This is a genomic window from Bacillus sp. 1A, from assembly GCF_052682215.1.
In genome coordinates this window covers 1469730-1492503 of the sequence record NZ_JBQYLZ010000001.1, presented here as the reverse complement: position 1 = coordinate 1492503, position 22774 = coordinate 1469730, and the positions used below count along the sequence as shown (strand labels likewise).

Annotated in this window: 19 protein-coding genes; 4 read left to right on the top strand and 15 right to left on the bottom strand. The window is 32.0% G+C overall.

What is annotated here, in order from left to right:
- Positions 1–28: 28 nt before the first annotated feature.
- The 7 genes from psiE to ACUN0F_RS07400 form a co-directional block, all read right to left on the bottom strand.
- On the bottom strand, positions 29–430 hold the full coding sequence (gene psiE / locus ACUN0F_RS07430; RefSeq protein ID WP_000671178.1) for a phosphate-starvation-inducible protein PsiE: 402 nt from the start codon (positions 428–430) through the stop codon (positions 29–31).
- 43 nt (positions 431–473) lie between these two features.
- Positions 474–1433 carry a nuclease-related domain-containing protein gene (locus ACUN0F_RS07425; protein WP_445539310.1) on the bottom strand — a complete coding sequence of 320 codons (960 nt, stop codon included), beginning with the start codon at positions 1431–1433 and terminating at the stop codon, positions 474–476.
- Between the two features lie 396 nt (positions 1434–1829).
- Positions 1830–2582: an iron ABC transporter ATP-binding protein gene (locus tag ACUN0F_RS07420; protein WP_327986600.1), complete on the bottom strand. Its 753-nt coding sequence runs from the start codon at positions 2580–2582 to the stop codon at positions 1830–1832.
- Positions 2579–3643 (bottom strand): iron chelate uptake ABC transporter family permease subunit, encoded by a 1065-nt coding sequence (locus ACUN0F_RS07415; RefSeq protein WP_088080837.1) that lies wholly within the window; start codon positions 3641–3643, stop codon positions 2579–2581. Before ACUN0F_RS07415 ends, ACUN0F_RS07420 begins: the two co-directional genes overlap by 4 nt.
- Positions 3640–4656 carry an ABC transporter permease gene (locus tag ACUN0F_RS07410; protein ID WP_046960060.1) on the bottom strand — a complete coding sequence of 339 codons (1017 nt, stop codon included), beginning with the start codon at positions 4654–4656 and terminating at the stop codon, positions 3640–3642. The genes ACUN0F_RS07415 and ACUN0F_RS07410 overlap by 4 nt, the downstream gene beginning before the upstream one ends.
- Positions 4657–4675: 19 nt before the next feature.
- The gene (locus ACUN0F_RS07405) at positions 4676–5689 is read right to left on the bottom strand and encodes a siderophore ABC transporter substrate-binding protein (RefSeq protein ID WP_215562349.1); all 1014 of its coding nucleotides are present in this window, start codon (positions 5687–5689) and stop codon (positions 4676–4678) included.
- A gap of 368 nt (positions 5690–6057) precedes the next feature.
- Entirely contained in the window at positions 6058–6735 is a 678-nt protein-coding gene (locus ACUN0F_RS07400; protein ID WP_137035745.1) for a response regulator transcription factor, read from the bottom strand.
- Between the two features lie 526 nt (positions 6736–7261).
- Here ACUN0F_RS07400 and ACUN0F_RS07395 point away from each other — a divergent pair.
- The 3 genes from ACUN0F_RS07395 to ACUN0F_RS07385 all read left to right on the top strand — a co-directional run bounded on the left by ACUN0F_RS07395 (position 7262) and on the right by ACUN0F_RS07385 (position 10210).
- Entirely contained in the window at positions 7262–7792 is a 531-nt protein-coding gene (locus ACUN0F_RS07395; protein WP_137035744.1) for an RNA polymerase sigma factor SigX, read from the top strand.
- Positions 7793–7795: 3 nt separating this feature from the next.
- Positions 7796–8773, top strand: coding sequence for a DUF4179 domain-containing protein (locus ACUN0F_RS07390; protein WP_445539309.1), 978 nt, complete (start codon positions 7796–7798; stop codon positions 8771–8773).
- A 486-nt stretch (positions 8774–9259) separates the two neighbouring features.
- The gene (locus tag ACUN0F_RS07385; RefSeq protein ID WP_137052370.1) at positions 9260–10210 is read left to right on the top strand and encodes a nucleoside hydrolase; all 951 of its coding nucleotides are present in this window, start codon (positions 9260–9262) and stop codon (positions 10208–10210) included.
- 437 nt (positions 10211–10647) lie between these two features.
- Here the strand turns inward: ACUN0F_RS07385 and ACUN0F_RS07380 are convergent, their stop codons facing one another.
- Entirely contained in the window at positions 10648–11058 is a 411-nt protein-coding gene (locus ACUN0F_RS07380) for an Lrp/AsnC family transcriptional regulator (protein ID WP_137035741.1), read from the bottom strand.
- 238 nt (positions 11059–11296) lie between these two features.
- Here ACUN0F_RS07380 and ACUN0F_RS07375 point away from each other — a divergent pair, with 238 nt between their 5' ends.
- Positions 11297–12058: an MBL fold metallo-hydrolase gene (locus ACUN0F_RS07375; RefSeq protein WP_137035740.1), complete on the top strand. Its 762-nt coding sequence runs from the start codon at positions 11297–11299 to the stop codon at positions 12056–12058.
- Between the two features lie 773 nt (positions 12059–12831).
- On the opposite strand, the gene ACUN0F_RS07370 is transcribed toward ACUN0F_RS07375, so the two are convergent.
- The 7 genes from ACUN0F_RS07370 to ACUN0F_RS07340 all read right to left on the bottom strand — a co-directional run bounded on the left by ACUN0F_RS07370 (position 12832) and on the right by ACUN0F_RS07340 (position 22603).
- Positions 12832–14382, bottom strand: coding sequence for a TniQ family protein (locus tag ACUN0F_RS07370; protein ID WP_150159600.1), 1551 nt, complete (start codon positions 14380–14382; stop codon positions 12832–12834).
- Positions 14383–14386: 4 nt separating this feature from the next.
- Positions 14387–15526 (bottom strand): ATP-binding protein, encoded by a 1140-nt coding sequence (locus ACUN0F_RS07365; RefSeq protein ID WP_098138098.1) that lies wholly within the window; start codon positions 15524–15526, stop codon positions 14387–14389.
- Complete coding sequence (locus ACUN0F_RS07360; RefSeq protein WP_445539308.1) at positions 15526–18213, bottom strand: TnsA endonuclease N-terminal domain-containing protein; 2688 nt, start codon at positions 18211–18213, stop codon at positions 15526–15528. The genes ACUN0F_RS07365 and ACUN0F_RS07360 overlap by 1 nt, the downstream gene beginning before the upstream one ends.
- A gap of 20 nt (positions 18214–18233) precedes the next feature.
- Positions 18234–19517: a TniQ family protein gene (locus ACUN0F_RS07355; RefSeq protein ID WP_098138094.1), complete on the bottom strand. Its 1284-nt coding sequence runs from the start codon at positions 19515–19517 to the stop codon at positions 18234–18236.
- A 226-nt stretch (positions 19518–19743) separates the two neighbouring features.
- Positions 19744–20844 (bottom strand): RES family NAD+ phosphorylase, encoded by a 1101-nt coding sequence (locus tag ACUN0F_RS07350; RefSeq protein ID WP_103655859.1) that lies wholly within the window; start codon positions 20842–20844, stop codon positions 19744–19746.
- A gap of 11 nt (positions 20845–20855) precedes the next feature.
- A complete protein-coding gene (locus ACUN0F_RS07345; RefSeq protein WP_103655860.1) occupies positions 20856–21788 on the bottom strand; it encodes a sce7725 family protein in 933 nt (310 codons plus the stop codon).
- An 11-nt stretch (positions 21789–21799) separates the two neighbouring features.
- The gene (locus ACUN0F_RS07340; RefSeq protein ID WP_445539307.1) at positions 21800–22603 is read right to left on the bottom strand and encodes a sce7726 family protein; all 804 of its coding nucleotides are present in this window, start codon (positions 22601–22603) and stop codon (positions 21800–21802) included.
- Positions 22604–22774: the final 171 nt, after the last annotated feature.

Sequence of the window (22774 nt, the reverse complement as noted above, 5' to 3'; positions counted from 1 at the left end):
AAAGTAGTGCAAGCTTATGTCTGCACTACTACTCTTTTCTCAAATCTCTCATATTTGATATGTATAAAGCAATGACTAAAACAAGAATGGATCCCGCATATAACAACGTCTCCATGGGCTCCTCATGAGATACGATAATTAAACGAATTAACGCCGTAATTCCGATATAAATAAAATAACGTAACGGGAAATGATAATTTGACTTAAAATACTTAATAATCAATGCGATGAACTCGAAATACAAGAAATAAACGATGATGCTCTCAACCAATTTATACGATGTATATTCCTTTGTTGAAAATATGTATTGAATAAATGTAATCGTCTCGTTAATTAAAAAGATCGATAAAACAATGGACAATATAATTAACGCTATATTCAATATCCACTGTAAAACGCTAGCTATGTAATGATCGATATTAAACTTCATTTCACACTCTCCTTCACGTAAATACTTATTTATTATAGCAAAATTATGATTGAAGCGTAGTTAAATCATATATTCGCCCCTTGTTGTCACCTGTGTGGGGGATATTCATTGTTTGGAGGGGTCTATGAACTGTTGCACTTGATTGAACATGGAGAAATTCCTTTAACTGCATATTTGTACAAGTTCCACTAATAAGAAGTACATAATCATGTATGGCATCCTCATGTGCTACTTTAGAGATAGCTTTACAATTTGAACAATACCACCCTTTTTTTAATTTCAACATCGGCATTATAGAGCATACCTCACATCGTACGCCGTTTAACAATTCTCCTTTTTTGATTTTAAATTGTTCAAGGATATTTTGCTGTAATGGAGTATGATGCCTTACTATTTGACAAATAAGATCGTCTACATTTTTTATAGTTTTTTTCTTATATTTACTCTCAAACCATTTTATTTTATGAGGTAAATTTGCACTGTGGATAATTTTATTGGGGAGATTATCGTCTGAAGCTTTAATAATAGTTCGTGGATTACTAATAACAACGAGTGATTCAATCGGAAAACGAGAAAACCCATTTAAACTTAACCATTTTCTAAACTGTTCCTCTTGTCTTTTCACTTGTAAAATTGGATCTGGAAAGCCTTCTGAATTCCCCTCTGATATTCTAATAAGCTGATTAAACTTTGAATCAAATAGTAACGTACCTGCTATATTTTTTATTTCGAGGAAAAGAAGAAAATATGCTGAAATGATAATCGTATCAATTTGAAAATGGTGATTTTGATCAAACAACCTTATATCGTGCAAAATACTATATGTTTCTTCTGGCAAAAAACTTAGTGGATAATTGATAGCTTGTTCACCTTTGTAACCTGCTTTATGCTTCGCTAAACTTTCTGCAACCATATCCCGTTTCGGATGGTGAGCAGGTAATCTTCTAGATAACGCTTCTAATTGCCGTAAATACATTGGCATTTGTCGTTCTTTCACAATCATCTTTAGCCCTCCTCAAAATATATCAACGATTTTTCAAATATATCTATCATAACTCACAATATATCAACGATTTTTTCAATATATCAACGATTCGACATAGAATATCGACTTACCGACAAAAACCGACACAACATGCACCCATAAAATCCTATACACAGTATAGCATCACATCTAAAATCGCACTGTAAGCATAATGTTAATCACCTCTTTTGATTACGACATTTTCGAAATGAGAGAATAACATTCACCTTATGCAAAAGAACTTTTTTATAAATACGACCTCGTATTCTGAGTGCTCAAAGCGTTGCAAATGAAATATCCGCGGAATGGGTAATCGCAAAAAAGCTACTGCCTATAAAATATAGACAGCAGCTTTTTTGCATACTCATTTTGTATCTAATAAACAGCGATTGGCCCATAAGGACCATCGATAATTTCTATTTTTGTTTCAAAAATATCTGTCAAAATTGTTGGATCCATAACCTCTTCTACTGTTCCAAAAGCAGCAATTTGGCCATCTTTCATAGCACAAATTTTATCAGAGTATTTGGCTGCAAAATTTATGTCATGCATAACAGTCAAAATTGTTCTTCCAAATTCATTAGCCGCACGTCTCAAATGCTCCATCATTTGAACAGAGCGCGCAACATCAAGGTTGTTCAGAGGCTCGTCCAATAGCACATATTCAGTCTCTTGGCACAATACCATCGCTACATATGCCCTTTGTCTTTGACCACCAGAAAGCTCATCTAAATATCTATTCTCTAAACTAGTTAAATCTAAGAAATCGATATATTTAGAAATGATAACCTCATCTTCTTTAGTTAATCTTCCCTTTGAATAAGGAAAGCGCCCAAATCCAACTAATTGTCTAACAGTAAGCCTCGTTACAAAATGATTTTCTTGTCGCAATATAGTCAAAATTTTTGCTAAGTCTTTTGATTTGGACTCAGAAACATCCATATTCGCTACTTGAATTTGACCTTCATCCATATCTAAAAGTCTTCCAATCATCAAAAGTGTCGTAGACTTTCCAGCGCCATTTGGTCCAATTAAAGAAGTAAAGCCCGCTTTTGGTATTTCAATATCCAAAGGTCCTATTTTCACCTTATCAGTATAGAACTTTTTAACATTATCGATTTTTATCATAAAGCCCTCTTCCTTAAAACTATAGTTAAGAATATGATTCCACCAAATAATTCAATAATAACTGAAACTACACCTTGAGCATGGAATACATGATACATTAAAAAGTATGCACTCGTCATTATTAAAAATCCTATAGCAAAAGCCATTGGGAAAATATATCTATGATCATAAGTTGACGCCGCCTGATAACTCAAAGTTGCTACTAAAAAGCCGTAGAAAGTAAGTGGCCCAATTAGAGCTGTTGAGATAGACATCAAAATAGCAACTAACACAAGCGTATAAATTACACTAGGTTGATATTTAACCCCAAAAGAAGTAGCAACATCCTTTCCTAATGACAAAACATTCAACTTCTTAGAATGAGCAAAAATTAATACTGCTACAATTATGATCATAGGAATTACAACAGGAAAATATGCAGGGTCTGCATGATTAACAGAACCAAATAATCTCGCTTGTAAAATATCAAATTCTGAAGGCGCAAGTAGTTTTCTCATAAAAGTTGACACAGAATTTAGCCCGGTACCAATAATAATTCCAACTAAAAGCATAAGTTGTAAATTCCCGTATTTACCGGAAAGTAACCACCCATAAAGTATCAAACTCATGAAGACCATAACAACGACTTGAAATAAAAATGATCCAATTCCATTAAAATTGATTAATGCACTAGCACCAAAGAAGAATATTGTACTCGTTTGAATTGCTGAATAAAGTGATTCGAAACCTAAAAGTGAAGGAGTAATAATCTTATTATTTGTAATAGATTGGAAAGCGACTGTCGATAAACTATGGCAAACTGCAGCAATAATCATTGCAACAATAGCTACTATCCTTCTCTTAACAACCGGGATAAAAGAAGGTGAATCTATCGGAACTGGGTTGTTATAAACTAAAAGTCCATATGAAGAAAGGAGACCTAAAGCAATCAATGTTATGAGTAAAATCCAATAACGTCTTGCTTCCTTCTTAGAACGAAAAGCACTAGCTGATCTACTTTCATTATGAAGGCTAGAATCGATTTCGACATTTTCTTTATTTTTATATTCTAATGTGATCATCGCAGCCTCCTTGGTTTTCTTTGTCTCAATAGAATAGTAATAAACACGACCGCTCCCACTGTTGCAAGTATTAAAGAAACAGGGACTTCAAAAGGCTTTATAATTGTTCGAGAAATGATGTCACAGGCAGTTATTGTCCCCATTCCAATCACACAAACCCAAGGTAAATTACTTCTAAGATCATCACCTCTAAACATGGAAACAATATTTGGCACAATTAATCCCAAGAAAGGTAAGTGTCCAATAACAGCTGCAACAATTCCAACAGCAACAGAGATAAGACCAGTCCCAAAAAGAACAATTCTATTGTAATTAACGCCAAGGCTTGTTGCAACATCTTCTCCTAGTCCAGCTAACGTCAATCTATTAGCATACATAAAAATAAGCAAAGTAACGATAACAATTAGCCATAAATATTCGTATCTTCCCACCTGAATGTTAGCAAATGAACCTACGAACCAAGTTTCAATACTTTGCGTCATTTGAAAAAGGAGTCCCAAAAAAGTAGACACTGCAGAAATAACTGCTCCAAGCATCAATCCAATAATAGGGACAATTAAAGACGAACGAAGTTTAACTCTTCTTAAAAACAGAAAGAAAATCATAGTTCCTATAAAAGAAAAAATGATTGCACCAGTCATTCTTTGAACTAAAGTCGGGGCAGGAAATAATAAATACACAAAAAGCAGGCCTAAGCCTGACCATTCAATAGTCCCCGTTGTAGTAGGTTCAACAAAACGATTCTGTGTAATTAATTGCATTACGAGCCCTGCCATCGCCATTGCAGCTCCAGTAAGCATTAATGCAACTGTTCTCGGAACACGAGTGATGAAAAACATCTCCATTCCGTCCTCTTGTCCACGTATATCATAAACTCCAGTAAACAGTGATATAATCCCTAAAATTATAACAACTATAACCGCTATTATAAAAGGTTTTGTCCATATTTTATTGTGATTATAAAACTGGGGTTGAGAAATATTCTCAACCCTAGAAATCATATTTTTTGACACTGTTTCGTACCCCTTTACACTACTTAGCTAAAGTTTTTGCAAGATTTCCAAATAACTCTACATAAGTCTGAATTGATTCATTTGTGTAAGTATCTTCTGGTGCATAAACAACTTGTTTTTTAGAAACAGCAGTTGTGTTTTGAAGAGCTGGTGATTTAGAAATAACATCCTTAGCAGGTGTTGACTTAGCTGCATCAGATGTTGCAGCATCACGATCTAATACGAAAAGCCAATCAGGATTTGTTTGTGCAATAGCTTCAACAGAAACGTCATCACCTTTATGACCTGCAGTAGAATTAGACACTTCTAATGCTGGAGTCCAACCGAAAATTTCATACATTGGTCCCCAAACACGACCAGAATGTGGAGCAGCAAAACCAATATTCCCACCAGTAACGATAACACTCATAACTTTATCTTTTCCGTTATAAGCAGATTTTGCTTTTTCAATAGATTTATCAAAATCAGCTACTAATTGTTTAGCTTCTTTATCTTTATCAAAGATTTTTCCTAGAGTAGTTGTAGAATTTTTAAGTCCATCTACTAAATTTTTTCCAGGCGTAGTAGATTTCTCAGAAACATCAAAATTAAGATCAATAACAGCTGCATTTGGCACTAATTTTTTGATTTCTTCGTAATGATCAGCAAATCTTTGACCAACGATTACAAGGTCAGGGTTTGCCGCTGCAATAATTTCAAGATTTGGTTCGCGGTGATTCCCAATATTTTGAACTTTTTCATCCTTTTTATATGCTGAATCAGCAGGCATGATATCCTTTGGAGCAGCCGCTAATTTAATTCCCCAATCAGCTAAAGTTTCAAACGTTCTATTATCTAAAGCAACTACATTCTTTGGATTTACAGGAACTGTAACTTTTCCATGCGCATCAGTAATTTCAACCGTTTTTGGCTTATCACTACCATTATCTTTAGTAGCCTTCGAAGTTTCTTTACCTGAATCTGAGCAAGCTACTAACATTAAAGTAAAAATTGCTAGAATACTTACTAATTTTAAAAGCATAGTTTTTTTCATACGTATACTCCTTATTATGTAATTTAGTTCGAAAATGATGACGTCCATAGATTGAATTAGATAGTAACTGCTATTCACCTAAACCAATATTGATAATCATTTTCATTTGAACATCCTGTTAATTAGTATAATCATTAATTCTGTGAAAATCTTGTGAATGGTGCGAATTCATGAAACCAAGCATAAATTGGATGTCAGAAGTAATATTTGAAGTCAGGCATGTTGACTAACCATGATTTCTTCTACAAAACACAGCCATTAATAAGCTAGTATTTTCATAATCCATTGCTTATTACATCTTTTAATACTTCCCAGAAACTATTTGCTATTATGCTAGAACTGTGCGTTACCTATTATCTTATTTTTTATCATTCAATCATTGAATAGCCCCTGCCATGTATCGTTTGAATATATCTGTCTTTCTTCTCGCACTTTAGCTTTTTTCTTACATACCCAATATATAAGTCTACTACATTCGGATTTACTACTACGTCATATCCCCATACCTGGTTCAAAAGCATTTCACGGCTTAATATTGTATTTTTATTCTTAATTAAAAATACAAGTAAATCGTACTCGCGCTTCGTAAGCGAGAGATTTTTGCTACCTTTTTTCACAATATTGCTAGATGCATCAACAAAGAGATCTTTAAACTGAAAAAAGGTTGTCTCATTTTGCTGGTTATAGTCACTTCTTCTTAAAATAGCTTGAACTCTTGCTACTAATTCTTCCTTCACAAATGGTTTTCTAATATAATCATCTGCTCCTGCTTGTAACCCTGCTATACAATCCTTACTAGAAATATTGTCGGTCACAATAATGATCGGTGTCATTTTAACAAGTCGTATTTGCCTGCAAATTTCTGGTCCGGATATACTTAATAAATCCCAATCTAATATGATAATATCCCAATCTTGTTCATATATTATATTTAAACCTTCGTTTTCATTGTGAAGTTTTAAAATGAAATGGCCTTCTTGCGTTAAACCGCTTACGATTTTCTTCGCTAAAGACCGTTCATTCTTAATTACTAACACCTGCCTCACCGATGGTTCACCTCTACTTCAATATAACTTAGTTATCTCAAAAAAATAATTTAAGATTTATAAATATTAAATTCCTAAAAAATCCATTATAAAAGCTTATTAGGAGAACTCTATATAATCTTACAATAGATATAGATAAAAACACAAAACATATTAAGATTTGAATAAAGTGAATTTCCAATAGGAACTCACTAATCGGGTGTTTACGAGTAGCTATAGTATCTAACTGCTTATCATCAATAACCATTTCTTTATTTTCTATTTCGGGGGTACCACCCGATTGTCAAATTATATGTTTAGGAAAAATTCAGAAACAAACTAACTATTCTCTTGTACATTAACAGAAACCTCTGCAATAGTTATAGTGGTTTTTATATTTTCATTTCCCTTTTTGGCATTCATCTTTTAATTAGATGAATGCCTTTTTAAGTACATAATAAAAAAAATAAGAAAAACTGTCACAAAATCCGTTTTTCTGGTTTCTCTATAATACAGGCATCAAATTGAAAGTGAGGTTTTAACTAACATGTTAACCATAGAAAACGAAGAAAGTCATACTTCTCATATGACCTTCGAAGACATATTTAAACAATACTATGTTTACGCTGTGAAACAGATAATATGGATTGTTAAAAATCAACCTATTGCTGAAGAGTTAGCACAAGAAGTATTTTTACAATTATATCGTAGCGATTGGAAAGCAATTGAAAACATACCTGGATGGTTGATTAAATCTTCTACTTATGTAGCTTATAACCATCTACGATCCGAAAAAAGGCATCAAGCGAAGATTGATAAGGAAATACAATACCATGAAGTGCAAAATGTTTCATCATTAGACGATGATTGGATAAGAAAAGAAGAAATTACAAAAGTCCAAACGATACTAAATAAAATGAATGAGCGAGAACGAACCCTTTTACTAATGAAATTCTCTGGTTTTCAATATAAAGAAATTGCAGCAATACTTCAAATTGAAATATCTTCTATTGGAACATTATTAGTCCGAGCCAAAATGAAATTTCGCAAGATTTATAAACAAATGGAGGAGGCATAACAAATGAAATGTTATGATATCGGATTTATTCAAACATATATTGATGGAGAACTTTCTCATGATACAAGAAAGGAATTCACTAAACACCTAGATACATGTGAAGTATGCCAAGATTTATTAGTAGAAATCAGTAAATTAAACCAATGGGAGAACGTAATGCTAGATGAAGAATCTGCACATTCACCACAAGAAATCAAAATTGATGTAGATCAAGCATGGAAAACATTTGAAAGTCGTACAAAGCTAGACAATGTTTCTAATATAAATCATAAAAAACAACAAAAGAAAGGGATTTTTACAAACATGAATAAAAAATCAAAACGTTTCATGTATACAGCAGTAGCTGCAGTTGCACTTTTCACAACAGCAATGATTCCACAAGTACAAGTAGCAGCTACAAATGTTGCCTCGTATTTTTCGGATGCAGTTACAAATGATAAGGTTGTAAATGAGGGAGGTGCAGATGAAAATGGTGTCACAATAGATGGAATGAAAAATGGTAAATATATTCCTATTGATGAAAAAATTACAGATCAAGGTATTACTGTACATTTCAAAGAGTTATATATCGCGGATTCTCGTATATCCGTTCATTATAGAATGGAAAAGGCTGATGGGAGTTTAGTACCATTTGAATTTGATACAACGGGATTAGAGCTTGGAAGTGATGGTAAAGTTAATGGACAACAAGAGAACAACCCTGAACTTAAAAATGGAGAAGTAATATCCTTTATCCAAGATTCAGATGATCGTCTTCCTTTTGAACTTATGGTAGCAGGTAAAAAATTAGAGCATGTAGGCATTCGTGATAAAGATAAACCAGAAGGTGTTGTTACATTTGTTGAAGGTCCTGAAGGAAAAGACGCTTTTAAACAACCCCTTACATTAGATGTAAATATAAATAAAATTGGAAAAGTAGCTGGATCTTGGAAAGGTGAGATTCAAATTGATACTTCACATTTAAAAAATAAAACCAATTAACATGAAAAAAAGAATAGCACAATATGTATCTAATGCTCGGTTTATATGTTTTCTTGTTTTCGTTACATTTATTTCTTATATAGTTTTTACTCTATCTTTTATTTATGATTTAAGTTTATAACCTTAAATCAATCATTTAAGACCATTTCAAGACAAAAACTCCACAAAAAAGTAATAAAACAAATAGCCGGTTCCTTAACGTACAAGGAATCGGTTAGTTGTGTCTAAACGTACAATTTTCTTTTTTGATATAGTGAGCCCTAATTGTAGTGCCCAATCCGGTGTAAACTCCTCAATAACAATTGGTCTTTCCATATTTATAATGCACCTTATATATTTTACGCTTAAACACAATATTAAATTTAGATGAGCAAAGCCATTTCAAGTGAATAGAATTCACTCTTTAAGAATACATAAAATATATACACACAAGTTTAGCCTAATCATTAGTGAACGTAGGATTCTATAAATTTTGGAGGAAGAGATATGCCAAAAAAGGTTCTCCTGTTTACAGATTTGGGAATTGATGATGCGTTTGCTATACTATACACCTTTTTTCGTAAAGACATTCAACTTGTAGGAATTGTAGCCGATTATGGAAATGTATCAAGAGAAAATGTAATAAGGAATATTAACTATTTGAAGTACATTGCGGGAAGAGAAAAGATACCTGTATTCCTTGGTGCTTCTGTACCGTTGACAGGTATATTGATTCAGTATTTCCCTGAAGTACATGGAAAAGTTGGATTAGGACCTATCATTCCCCCTGAAATTTCATATCCAGTTTATCCTTTAAATGATATTTATCAAATTATACAATCAAATTTAGAAGATCTTACAATTATCAATTTAGGAAGACTTTCTTCGCTAGCTACGACATTTGTACTGAATTTAGAAACAATGCGAAACGTTAGAGAATGCATTTGCATGGGAGGGGCTTTTTTCCATCCAGGTAACGTAACTGCCGTGGCTGAAGCTAACTTTTACTCAGATCCTTATGCAGCAAACCTAATTCTGCAGCATGCAAAGAATTTGACAATTATTCCTTTAAATGTGACTCAACATGCGATTGTTACACCCGAAATGGTCCAGCAAATTGATACATTTCATCGGAATACACAGGATCTTGCAGGACTCATCATCAAGCCTATGCTAGACTATTATTATAATTTCTACTCCAAGTCTAATCCTGGTATAAACGGAAGTCCTATGCATGATTTTGTAACAGTGTGGTATTTGCTGAATCAAGAGGCTGTTAGCCTTTCAAGAGTACCCATTAAAGTAATTCCTGATCAAGGAGAAGGATTTGGTCAAAGCATTGCAGACTTTCGCTTTGTTTCTAATCCAGGCTATAAAATACATAATGTAGCTTTTCAGTTTGATTATGAAAGATTCAAAAAGGATATTATGGAAACGTTCTTAAAGAAGAGGGTATAACATGCTTTATTAATTTCAGATAATAAGAATCACGCGAATAAAAATTCACTTTACTTAATGTACAGAAATTCGAACTTTCCAGGTTAAAATTCGCCTAGTAGGGATACTCTACATGCCCACCGAACCAAAAATTTGTAGTCTCACCGGAATGAATTTTCCACAAATTTGTACCAAAAAGATTATTTATTAGTTTTGGGATATTTGCTTTTCCTAGCTTGAGTGTGATGTGTTCTTTAAAATGTAACAAGAATCGTAAAATGGCCAAAAGTCTTTTATTAACCCATAAATTTGCCGCTAGTTAATTCTCTCATTTTGGCAGAGAAGGAACAACCATACCGGAAAGTACAAATTAACTTACAATAAATATATTTAAAAACACAGAGGTTTGTCACCTCTGTGTTTCTTCAAGTTTCCGCTAGTTCATTTTTAATGCCGCATTATTTCTTAATCACAATGGATAGTTTATAGTTTGCATGCTTATTTAAACCCAGTAAAAATTGATCTAATGATTCATTAGAGGGAAACCTGCATTCAAGAAGATAACAACCATCCCCACTAATTTTATAGTTATTTATGACGTGTCTCTCTTGTGTTTTAATAAATGAGAGATACGGCTGATGATGTGTATCTTTTATATAGATATTAATAAAAGCATGCATAAAGCAACCTAATTTACCTTGATTTACTTTAATGCTATAACCTTCAATCACTCCATTATCCTCTAATTTAGTAATTCTAGATGCGGTAGCTTGTCCTGTTAAATGAACTTTCTCCCCTAATTCCTTCATTGTGATACGACTATTTTTAGATAACTCTTCTAATATTTGTACATCTGTGTGATCCAGCATGAAATCAAATCCTTTCAAAGAAGTTTTACAAACTTTTATGTAAATGAATCTCTACATTTTCTCCAATTAGAATGCAGTTTAGTTTATTTAATAATTACGAACACAAAATATATTAATTCTTTCAAAATTCAAGGCAAACTACAAAAATACTTGATTTTATCTATGTAAATGAATAATGCTCGTAGTATACACTAACAACAAGTAAGTTAATAAACAAGAGGCAAAGGAGGTAATGAATATGAATATACAACAAATTCGAAATGCGACTATAGTCGTTGAATATGCAGGAAAAAAGTTTTTAATCGATCCAATGTTAGCAGAAAAAGGGACTTACCCACCTTTTCCAAATGCACCAAGACAAGATCAAAATAATCCTTTGGTAAGCTTACCTACATCTATTGACAATATTATTCAAAATATTGATGCAGTCATTGTCACTCATTTGCATTATGATCATTGGGATGATGCTGCTAAAGAAGCATTAGCAAAGGAGGTTACAATATTCGCCCAAAACGAGGAAGATGCGACAGAAATTCGAAATGATGGTTTTCAAAGTGTAGAAGTTTTACAAGAGGATACTGTCTTTGAAGGTATCCAATTAATTAAAACAAAAGGTGAACATGGAAGAGGCAAAATACTTGAACTTGCTGGTCTAGTATGTGGCATTGTCTTCAAACACTCAACAGAGAAAACATTATATGTTGCTGGAGATACGGTGTGGTATGAAGCTATTCAAGAAGTGATTGATACACATAAACCGGAAATCATTGTGGTAAATGCGGGAGATAATCAATTCTTTGAAGGGGGTTCTCTTATCATGGGGAAAGATGACGTCTATGAAGTATATAAGGTTGCTCCTAACGCAAAAATTATTGCTGTCCACATGGAAGCTGTAAACCACTGGGCATTGTCCAGAGAAGAATTAAAGAACTTTATTAATGAAAAAGGAATCACGTCTAATGTGTTAATACCAGACGACGGTAGATCTTACACATTCTAAGTGAAAAACGAATGGTAATTGTAGTAATTATTTTAAAGAAGAAGAATGATTATCGTGTCAATTGAAGCGAATAAAGAATTGGTTCGTCGTTTTTATGAAGCAATTCAACAAGATTTTTTGGGATGATTTTACACTTTTTTTAGATTATATAGCTGACCGTTTATGAAGATTCAAATGAATACAATGTAGCAATGCTCTTGTATTTATTTATGCCTAAATTAAATAACTTCATTATCACTTTATAAAATCTTCCTATGATGTATATGTAAAATTAATAAAAATACTCGATACTTTCTACAAATCTTAAAGAAGTGAAGTGGGCACTTCTTATAACAGATGTCGATTTATTTAACTTATTAAATAGAAACTAATATTGAAGCATATCTTTACCACAAACAAAAAGAACCATAACTCCGCCAGCCTGGCAAAGTTATGGTTCATATCATACAAAATGTTATTTGAACCATAAACCTGCCACAATTTGAAGCATATTATTGCCGTAAACGCCAACCCCACAGGATTATTTTCATAAAATGTGAAACATAATGTTGCCAAAAGTTTTTGATTAACCCATAACCTTGCCACAAGTCTAAGGTTTATCTATTATTATGCTCTATTATTAGTTCAAGTGGTTTTTTATCCAATTCACTCCAACAATTTTTTATACAAGGTTGAGCCACTATTAAAAGTTATGTTATACACCCACTGTATATAGCTTCTTCAATGAAATTTATAAGATGCACCTTTTTCATAAATAAATACATCATTCTATATTAATAGCGATATCCTAATTCTTTTAATAAATCTAGGTATGCCTCTCGGAAAAACGGTTTTAGCAAATAACCAGTTCCAGAAAGGCGTTCAGCAATTTTGTTTCCACTAGGGTAAATCCCTTGTTCATGTAAGTAGTAAGTATAGTATTTAATTTCATTAATAATTTTCGCCTTATGCTCTTCCTGCATTTTCAGCTGATAATTTTTATATCTCTCACTAATTTTATTACATACTTCTGAGAAGTTACTCCGTCCCGCAGAACGAGAAATACCCAGCTTCTGTAAAATTAAATATAAACTTAGATCCTCATATAAATTATCACTTAAGACTCTCTCTAATGCTTCTCTTCTTTCATTATTTCGCTTTTTTATGATATTATCTTTATGCATCTTACTTTTCAATTTGATTTCCTTATATAAATGAGGATAATGCTTTTTCATTGTAGCTGGTGCATATCCGTACTTTCTATATATTTGTTCTAAACTTTCTGGTTCATCTGATTCTAATACTTTTTCTAACACATCTTTTAAACTCAACTTCTTCAATTGTTTACCTTTTATATCCTTCTTCTCTGTATCCTCTTTTGCTTGATTCCTTAATTTAAGGTTATTGAATTCTTCCTCATATTGAATAATTTCATTTGTAAGTAGATCATATACTTTAATATTTGAATTATAAGAAAATTCAAATAAAGAATCGATGGATGGATACTTCCTCCCATTTAGCCAGCCAAACACAGTAGATAAACCTACTGAAAAACACTCTGCTAATTCCTTTCCATAAAAATCAAATTCTTCTTTAATTCCTTTTAAAATATTTATACTTTTATATTTTAATGGTACCTCATAAATTTTTGGAGCCATCTCCAATAATAAACCATAATTATTGACCATTTCCTTTTCTTTGCTAGCAATATGATATTGGGTTTCTTTAAACTTATAATTTTTAGTTTTCCCTAACCATCCTTGACAATACTGGCAATACCCCATGCGAACTTCCCCATGCATATGCATCAGTTGTTTTGAACAGTTCCAACATGTTTCAGCTAACTTTTTCTTATGTAAATTACAATGGTTACTTCCACGCAAATACCAGATTAACGGTTCGTAAATCGGTCTTCCTTGTTCTTTCCATTCACCTAAACAATCCGAACACCACTTCCTATGATTATCTACTATCTTTCTCACATTTATAATTGATGTCCATGACAACATAGTCAAATAAATGATATCGTTCCGTAATGTTAATTTTTCTAATGCTTGTACATAATCCAAACAAATATCACCAAATCCATTTATTCCTTTCGTAACTGATGATGCCCCATCATTATATATTTTATTTTTTAATAATTCATTCTTCAATTCTTTAGCAATAACCTTTTTGATTAATACTCCCACCCTAACATTATGTATATAAGCTAGCCTTGAGATATAGCTAGTCAAACTTTCTACATAGGGAGTCCCTAATCCTATAGGTTCTATTGAATAAAGTGTGCTAACCTCAACCTTGTATTCCTTTTGTATTCCTTGATTTATACTCTGAATCCCCATTATTTCACTTCCCTATTACATCACGCTTTGCTTTTCTAACCCCTACATTTTTCTTCGATTTACTTTTCTGATTTGTGGATACTTGATTTACCGACTCTATATTGAATTTATCCAATCCCATTTTCACTCTTAACTCACTAACCTTATCTTTATCTTCATTGAATTTATCTTCACCAATTTTGATTTCTTCCATCATTACTTCTATTTTACTAATAGGTAAAGCATATTTTTTCAAAGACTGTAAATTGATTGTTACTTCACCATTGTTTAAAGTACCAACTAAACATCGACTAAGCCAATCTTTTAAAATCCCTACACATCCCAGTGTACGCTCATATATGAAATCATAATGATTTATTAAATCTGGTTCTTTCTCTAAAGGAAGCTGTTGTTGTAAATTTGCTATAACGTTCACAAAACTTTTTAATTCGTCAATATTATTAGCATTATATCTTGCAAAATGAATGTCCGTGACCCTTCTACTTAATTGTCCACTTAAATTAATAAAATCTGCTAAATCATAATGACCAACAAGAATATGTAATACACCTGATATATTTGCTAAAGATTTAATAACATCTAACTGCAGGTGCAACGTCTTACCATTTGCAATATTAGAAAAATGTTGCGCTTCATCAACTAGAAATGCGAGTGGTCTTCTATAATAAAATGCTTTTTCTAAAGATCGCCTTAATTCAGGAGATGTTCTTTTGTCATAAGGACTGATTCTTTTTCCTCTAGAATCCTTTTTTAAGGTATCGTAGTCTACTTTAAAATCAATTAATGGCTCATTTAAAGCTTCTAAAGCCCTTTTATAATAAGCCTTCCAATTAAATCTCCCCAATTCTGGAGATGGTAACTCCAATCCTGTAATAGGTATCCTATTATCCATGTCTTCCCATTCAAGAGCCCACTGATAAATCTTACGTACAACTAGCTCTTGCACTGTGGTCTTTCCCACTCCTGTTGGACCAACTACCATAATCAAATTACTTCCTGCTGGATTTTTAATACGCTCTACTAAATTTTCTACTAAATTCTCCATGATAGGGTGTTCTACTTTTGCATATTGTTCAAACCAAGCTCCTCTTTTTTCAACGGACTCTAATAAAAGCTCTTTTGGGAAATTTATTTCAACAGACATTATTGGCCTCCTTCATCAAAGCGCTTTAATTGTTTGAATTCAAAGTTCAATACATTAATTTTCTCTCGATTAGGAAACGACTCTTTACTATCCTGTTGCTCCACACAAATTAAACTATTATTCATTCTGTCTCTAACAATCGATTGCATTTCTCGATCTTTAATTGCTTGTTCAAACACTCTTTCACTTTTTTCGCTCTTATTAATAAAATCAGCTATCATTTTTGCAGAAATATTAAACGATTTATTATAATCCTTAAAACTTTTTTTCAGCTCCGCCGTAATATGTTTTAATTCTCTCTCTGTTCGATTTCTAAAAATTGAATAATACTCCGATATACATCTAACCCATTTATTATTTACATATGCATAAGCAATACTGATATCATAAGGATCATACCTAACAGCGACATTGGTATTTTCAACCTTTGGATTACTAAATTCACTACACCAGTAATATTTATAGTCAATTTTCACACCACGCCCTATATGTACCTTTGCCACCCCCTTAGTTGTTGAAGGAAGCGTTAGAATTCTAAACTCATCGTCATAGCGGATTAATTTTGATTCTCTAAAACCACTAATTGTAAGACTCTGTTCAGAACACTCTAAAGGCGTTTGTCCTAATGCTGGGTGAGGAAGCCTATGATATACCTCTTCAAACCAACTATTTAAACATTCATATAAATCTTTAATTGTCCATACCGCATGTGTCTTTGGATTCACACTTTTTGTAACTTGACGAACATCTTTCATAATCAATGTGCTACCTTTTAAATTATGAATAAACATTGTATTAGTCGTTCCAAACATTCTCTCAATTACAGAACCAAATCTAGACTTGGCGGGCGGTCTAGACTTTCTAATAATTTCAAAATACGCTAAAAAGGTTTCGAAATATATGCTGCCAAATTCCTTTCCATTGTCTACAACAACTATTTGAGGCAATCTCGAATGTCTTCTAACACAATCTCTCATCACCATCATGACCGAACGATAACTAGGTGGATCAAACGTTAAAAAAAAGGATAAAATTTTTCTTGAGTAAGCATCCGTCATAAGGGTAAGCCATGGTCTTCCTAAGGATTTGTTTGTTTTTGAATCAACGAGCTCAATATCTAATTCTGTATGATCAATGTGACAAACGTGAAAGACTCGTTCCCCATGTCTAGGTGTTTTTAATTCTAGCTCCCAATAAAATTGATTGTAATTGTATGCTGCTCTTTTCCCTTTTCTCTTTTCTACCTTTAATGCTTTTGGACGTAATTTAATATAGTTTGTAAATGTTTTATAACTTGGAGCAATAATTCCTTTTTTCTCACAAGCATTAATTAATGAGCCATAAACAACTCTCATCGACTTTTGTTTATTGGTTTCGTAATCTCGTTCAATGTATTCGTTCATGAGTTCGATGGATTCCAGTGGCAATTTATCACTTCTATTACCCCTATCTTTACTTTTAGGAATTAAGCCTAAATAACCGTTTCCATATAAAAGTTGTGCTTCTTTAAATTTTTTAGTCCATTCCCTAATCGTTCTTGAAGGGACATCATTATTCTCATTTAATTCTCCGCTTAGCTTTTTCTTTACTAATTCATACCTTCGATTCGCAATTTCATAATCACCTTGTTTTGCTTGTATAAGTATCTCTCTTCTTATTTTTTCTTTGTCACGACTCATTGTATTAATTCCTCTAATATTTCCTTCTGCAAATAAATCTACAAATATATTTTGCGGAACTTTAACAATCTGTTCTTCTGAAGACAATAAAGTTATCTGTTCATTACCATTATTAATAATTAGATACTGATTACCATCCCACATTACATTAGTACCTATATCAGTCCTCACTATTTCAGGGTTACAATTTTCTTGTTGTTGCACGTTAACAACACTATTTATAAAAGAATGATATTGTTCAACGCTTATATATACAGGATTTCTATCTGGTTCACTAAGTAAATAAGTATTTAAATCAACATAAATTTCATTGCATATTATTAAATTGTATACATGATCAGCTGAATATAAAGTAGAAGATTGAATTAAATCTTGAAGGGATATTCCTGGAGAAGTTTTAATTATATTGAAGATAACATTTTTAATATCATTTGATACATTTTGTTGACCAACTCTTAAATAATCATCTAAAAACTGAAAGTTACGAGACAATATCCAATTAATTTCACTATCTGATCTAACTCTAAATTTTAAAGCATGTTCCATTGCCCATTGTTCCGCCGGCGGCGAACTCCATTGCCCTGTTTCATTTTTTTTATACCTTACTGGCTCTTTTTCAAATAATTTTATAAGTTCTCTTTCAGTTTTCCATTCTTCAAAGTAAATAGCATCCTTTGCAATTATTAAAAAATCCGGGGTATAAATTGGCGCAACTTTTTTGCCATTGGACTTTTGATATTCAAGTTTAATTTTAGTTGGTTGATCATAATACTCTAAAACATCTGCGTCATTCTCCATCATAAAAATAGCTGGTAACTCAACCTTAGAAGATTCATATTGAATTGTGCAACCCATTTTTTTACTTGGATATGTTCCACAAACATTATGATGACCACCTCCTACACGACGTACAGGTTCAGAAACACGTATATGATTTATGAATTCTTGGGTTTTCTTAGGTATATGTAACTTTAAACATAATTGTTCAAATTCAAAATCGCTTAACATGAACAAAAACCTCCCATCTTCTATTCTGATATCTTCTTTAGCCATTCTTCACGTATTTTTCTCTCATGTAGAAGACCTGGTTTTTCTAAAAATTTTTCAACTTTTCTACGGCTAGGGTAAACTTCATTCCCATGAAGATAATTAACTGCAGTATCAATGCTTCTTGTCAATTCAATATTTCTCTCTTCTTTTTGCTGAATACAATATTCTTTATGCCTATTTACAATAAGACTACATATCTCTGGAAAATTACACGTCAATACTTTCCTATCATATCCTAATCTCTCTGAAACCTTTGCTAAAGACAAAGGAATATTACTTGAAAGAAATACCTCTAACTTTCTTTGTAGTTCCTCCCTATTAATTTTTCTTCTTATTAAAATTTGTTGCTCTTTTTTCTCAAACCTTAATTTTTGTTTGGAATCTAAATAAAAATCTCCATTTAAAAACTGTATTAAAGAACTATTGATACTAAGACAAATATCTAAAATTTTATTGAATGTAGGCAATCTCTCTCCATAAACCCAATCCCATAACGTTACTTTGGGAATATTAACGAATCTCGCAAATTCTGCTAAATTCCCATCAGCAAAGCAGTGAATTAATTGAAATAAAACATCAGAAATAGATTTCTTACTATATTTTTCAATTAAACCAGATCGGTTAGCTATTAGTTCATACACGTATTGAGCTTTCAATAAATCTTTTGTGTCCTTTATCTTTTTTGAATTTCTTTCTCCCAACCATTTATTACAATAAGAACAATATCCAACTATGCTCTTTCTGTGCATAATAGGCATATTATTTTTACAAGAAAAACAAAACTTCTCTAGTTCACAATGATGTTTCAAACATATCTTCACATCTTTAAAAAACCATAATAACGGATAATACGATTCATTGTCTCCCCATTCCTCTAAACATACTGAGCACCAAGTTAAATTTTTCTCCATCAAATCCCTTGAAGAAATAAAATTCTCTAATCCTAGCAAAGTTGTATTTTTTATATCGGTTCTTTTTACTAGTAAACTTAAAATATTTGTAAACGCTAAGGCATTTTTATTAAAAGAATTTAAACTTTTTATCCCATCGTAAAGACGATTTCCTCCATACATACTACTACGTAATATATATTTACTATCTAATCTAGGGGCTAATATCTTACCTACCAATACTCCAGGTAAGATATTATGTTCCTTAGCTAAGCGAATAATATAACTTGTCAAACTCTCACAGTTTCCTGTGTATACCTCCTTTGGTGCAAGATCATATAATAAACTAATATTATTTTGAGAGGATTTCATTATTTTAACTCCATTTTAAACATAATTTTTATTATTATCGTCGTTAATATATAAAATTAAACAAATTAATTACAATAATATAAGATTTATCACCTTCTTTAATTCAGAGTATTCACTATATAGGTGCCATTTAAGCAATACACTAGTTCATATTTATAAAATAAAAAAAGAACCTATTAGGGTTCTTTTTTTATTCTTTAAAATTTTATTCATTATTTTCCCCCCATTAAACACAAGAGGTGTGTGTGTACCTTACAGTTAGAATTTCTCTTTTGGTTATTTTGGAACAATTTAATAAGTCAGGGTCAAATATCATTAAGTTATATCCACTTGTGCTCACTGTACTTTCAAAAACTATTCCATGGTAACCCGCGAATTCAGTGGTATTAAGAGTTTTAATAAAATCCACAATAAACTGTGTAGGTAAATAATCCAATTTACTGTCTCCACTGCGAACTGGCTTAGATATTGCTTTACTCATCTCACTAAAAGTCTCTAAATTTATCGCATACATGACGTACATGATAGGATCATCGAATTCAAAAACATCTAAATTTTTCAGCATTCTAAAATCTACTACTTTTAATGGTTCTCTTATCGGGAAATTCCCAATATATAGTATATCACTTATACTAGGTCTAATTTCATTTATAACAGTTTCTATATCACTAGCCAAATATAAATGACTAATTCCTTCTGAATTGGCCCGTCCCGCTGTTGCATATAATAAAGGTGGAGCACCCATTTCAGTGCTATCTAACTCTTTATCATTTGAAATTCTTCCTCTATAAAAAACTTCATCTTCTACAACAGTTGTAATTCTTTCTAGATATTTTTTCAATATTTCATTATTCACATGATTAGAATGAAACCTATTTTCATGTTTTATGTATTTTACAAATTCTCCCCATGAATATCCCTTTAAAACCGCATTTTTTTCGAGATAACTTTCATTCATCCACTCTATAATAGCTACTTGGTTATTCAAAAAAGAAATTTTATCTGAATACTTACGTTCAAGAAGTAAAGTTAACAAACGATGGATTTTATTCCCATCAAAACCATTGAAAATGTTCCACCTTTTTTCGAACTCGTCTTTAATGCTAATCAACTTATATTGTGAATAACCTTCAGCAAGCAAATCATCTGTACCTAATTTAAAGATACTTAGAAGATCATTAAACCTATCATCTAAGCCATTATCGTTATCTAAATCATATACATACACATTGCTACTCTCACAGAAATTACAATCGCCAATACCATCTAAACTTTTAATAAAGCTTTTAATTTCTGATGATGTAAAACATTTCTCGCAACAATTCATTTGTATCTCCCCTAGCCTAACAATTTCCCCATTAATTCCAAGTGATGCATTATTGATAATTTCTTAAGAGTTGGTAAACCTGGATATGTTCCTTCCTCATAATGTTTTACAAAACACTGCATAGCCAACGTATCCATTCTCTCATCAGGTACTGAGCGATACCACTCTATCAATTTATCTAAAGCCTCAGCAAACTTTCCAGCAGGGTCACTTGTATCACTATTAGATTCTGAGACAAAGTGCATTACCCCTAAAGAGTTTTCCTTATTTGGATAAACAATGTGAATTGCAACAGCATACGGTGCAAAGCCACCTTCACTATATTCTTTTCCCACTATAGTGAAATCTGAAAAGCCAAAGTAGCCCTCCTCTTCAAAGAAGAGATGTTCCTCTGAATAAAATTCACTAATCTTCTCTAAGTAATCTACATTCCTTGAAAGCTTATTAAACTTATCATCTAAGCCTACCAATTGTTGTCCTCTTAATTGCCTTTTGAATGAACTATCAGTTGGTATTACATTTATCCAAGGGTTTACGGTTTCAAAAATTTCTTTGTAGAAAGGTATATAATTTCTTTCCGAATGTATAATAGCCAAGTTCTCCAAGTTCACATCAAATTCTTTTTGCAAATTGATTATTTGATTTTCAGAGTCTTCATTCAGACGGTGAGCAAAGATAACAACATGACTTGACATCATCTCTTTAAATTTTTGATAAATACTAGGAATAACAATTTCCCCTGTAAATGAACCTACTTTTGGATTAGTAATTATAATTAAATTTCTCTCTCTTTCTTCAAACATGTTAACAGTAGATAGCAAAGTAGGGTTTAATTTAATTGGTTCAATAATCGGGATAATTTTCTTGCTTAGTAATCCCTTACTTTGTAGTTCTCTAAGCGCTAACAAATCATATTGTCTTCCTCTTATAATTGGAAAATACATTATTTTTCCCCCTAAGTTTGATTCAATTTGTTATATATATCACGTATCTCTTTTGGTTTAAAATTACCTGTGTAAATTATCCATCTTAGTGACATAGGTAATTCCTTTAATATTTTTACATCCTCTACAACTTTTCGCTTTCTTAACTGATTTAATACTAATATTTGTGCATCCTTAAGATTTAGGGTTTTAAACCATCGGAGGGATGTTTTAAAATATTGAACAGGCTTTACTTCAGGTAAGCGTCCAAACTCAGCAAGCAAGATTTCTTCATATTCTTGTTTCCTCAATAATTTAAATAAACTTTCATACTTTAGACTGCTATTGTTCTCAACAGCACTTTTTCTAACACTCAAGTTCCCTTTATCTGTCAAAACAATAATACCTACCGAAGGATTAGATCCTCTTAATGTCTTATAGACTGGGTAGTAGTTCTTTTCAGAAGTTACAACGTATACCTCACTAAACGCGCTGTAATAATCCTCTAATTGGTGTTCTAACCTTTCAAGATTATCAAGATCTGTCTTAATCTCAAAGACCATCCCTTTACTATGGTTTATAAGAACAAAATCCGCCTTTGACTTTCCAATTACAACCTCACTGAACGCGGATGTGGTTGTTACACTGTACTTTCCTAATACCAGCTTATTAAACAAAGTATTTTTAAAAAAAAATTCATTTCTATAATGTTGATTTAAAATTTTATAATTATTCTCGAGTTCCTTATTAAATAATCCCGCATCAAATACTTCCTTAGATAACATATCAATTAAATACTTTCTACTGAAAAATCTATTTAAGTACATATAATTCATACTAATCACACTTTCTAAACTGGTATATTTATTCAGTTTAACATTTTAAGCAATTAGTGTAAAAATTATAATTGGAGATCTCACCCTTATTAACAAACCCTTCAAAATAAGAAAAATAATCAGATTATTCATCCGCTATGAAGAGATAGTTTAATAATTGTTTAGAGAGAA

Excerpts from the sequence above, each read along its gene's own strand:
- psiE (WP_000671178.1), bottom strand. The coding sequence starts at position 430 with ATGAAGTTTAATATCGATCATTACATAGCTAGCGTTTTACAGTGGATA.
- ACUN0F_RS07425 (WP_445539310.1), bottom strand. The coding sequence starts at position 1,433 with ATGATTGTGAAAGAACGACAAATGCCAATGTATTTACGGCAATTAGAA.
- ACUN0F_RS07420 (WP_327986600.1), bottom strand. The coding sequence starts at position 2,582 with ATGATAAAAATCGATAATGTTAAAAAGTTCTATACTGATAAGGTGAAA.
- ACUN0F_RS07415 (WP_088080837.1), bottom strand. The coding sequence starts at position 3,643 with ATGATCACATTAGAATATAAAAATAAAGAAAATGTCGAAATCGATTCT.
- ACUN0F_RS07405 (WP_215562349.1), bottom strand. The coding sequence starts at position 5,689 with ATGAAAAAAACTATGCTTTTAAAATTAGTAAGTATTCTAGCAATTTTT.
- ACUN0F_RS07395 (WP_137035744.1), top strand. The coding sequence starts at position 7,262 with ATGTTAACCATAGAAAACGAAGAAAGTCATACTTCTCATATGACCTTC.
- ACUN0F_RS07390 (WP_445539309.1), top strand. The coding sequence starts at position 7,796 with ATGAAATGTTATGATATCGGATTTATTCAAACATATATTGATGGAGAA.
- ACUN0F_RS07385 (WP_137052370.1), top strand. The coding sequence starts at position 9,260 with ATGCCAAAAAAGGTTCTCCTGTTTACAGATTTGGGAATTGATGATGCG.
- ACUN0F_RS07380 (WP_137035741.1), bottom strand. The coding sequence starts at position 11,058 with ATGCTGGATCACACAGATGTACAAATATTAGAAGAGTTATCTAAAAAT.
- ACUN0F_RS07375 (WP_137035740.1), top strand. The coding sequence starts at position 11,297 with ATGAATATACAACAAATTCGAAATGCGACTATAGTCGTTGAATATGCA.
- ACUN0F_RS07370 (WP_150159600.1), bottom strand. The coding sequence starts at position 14,382 with ATGGGGATTCAGAGTATAAATCAAGGAATACAAAAGGAATACAAGGTT.
- ACUN0F_RS07365 (WP_098138098.1), bottom strand. The coding sequence starts at position 15,526 with ATGTCTGTTGAAATAAATTTCCCAAAAGAGCTTTTATTAGAGTCCGTT.
- ACUN0F_RS07360 (WP_445539308.1), bottom strand. The coding sequence starts at position 18,213 with ATGTTAAGCGATTTTGAATTTGAACAATTATGTTTAAAGTTACATATA.
- ACUN0F_RS07355 (WP_098138094.1), bottom strand. The coding sequence starts at position 19,517 with ATGAAATCCTCTCAAAATAATATTAGTTTATTATATGATCTTGCACCA.
- ACUN0F_RS07350 (WP_103655859.1), bottom strand. The coding sequence starts at position 20,844 with ATGAATTGTTGCGAGAAATGTTTTACATCATCAGAAATTAAAAGCTTT.
- ACUN0F_RS07345 (WP_103655860.1), bottom strand. The coding sequence starts at position 21,788 with ATGTATTTTCCAATTATAAGAGGAAGACAATATGATTTGTTAGCGCTT.
- ACUN0F_RS07340 (WP_445539307.1), bottom strand. The coding sequence starts at position 22,603 with ATGAATTATATGTACTTAAATAGATTTTTCAGTAGAAAGTATTTAATT.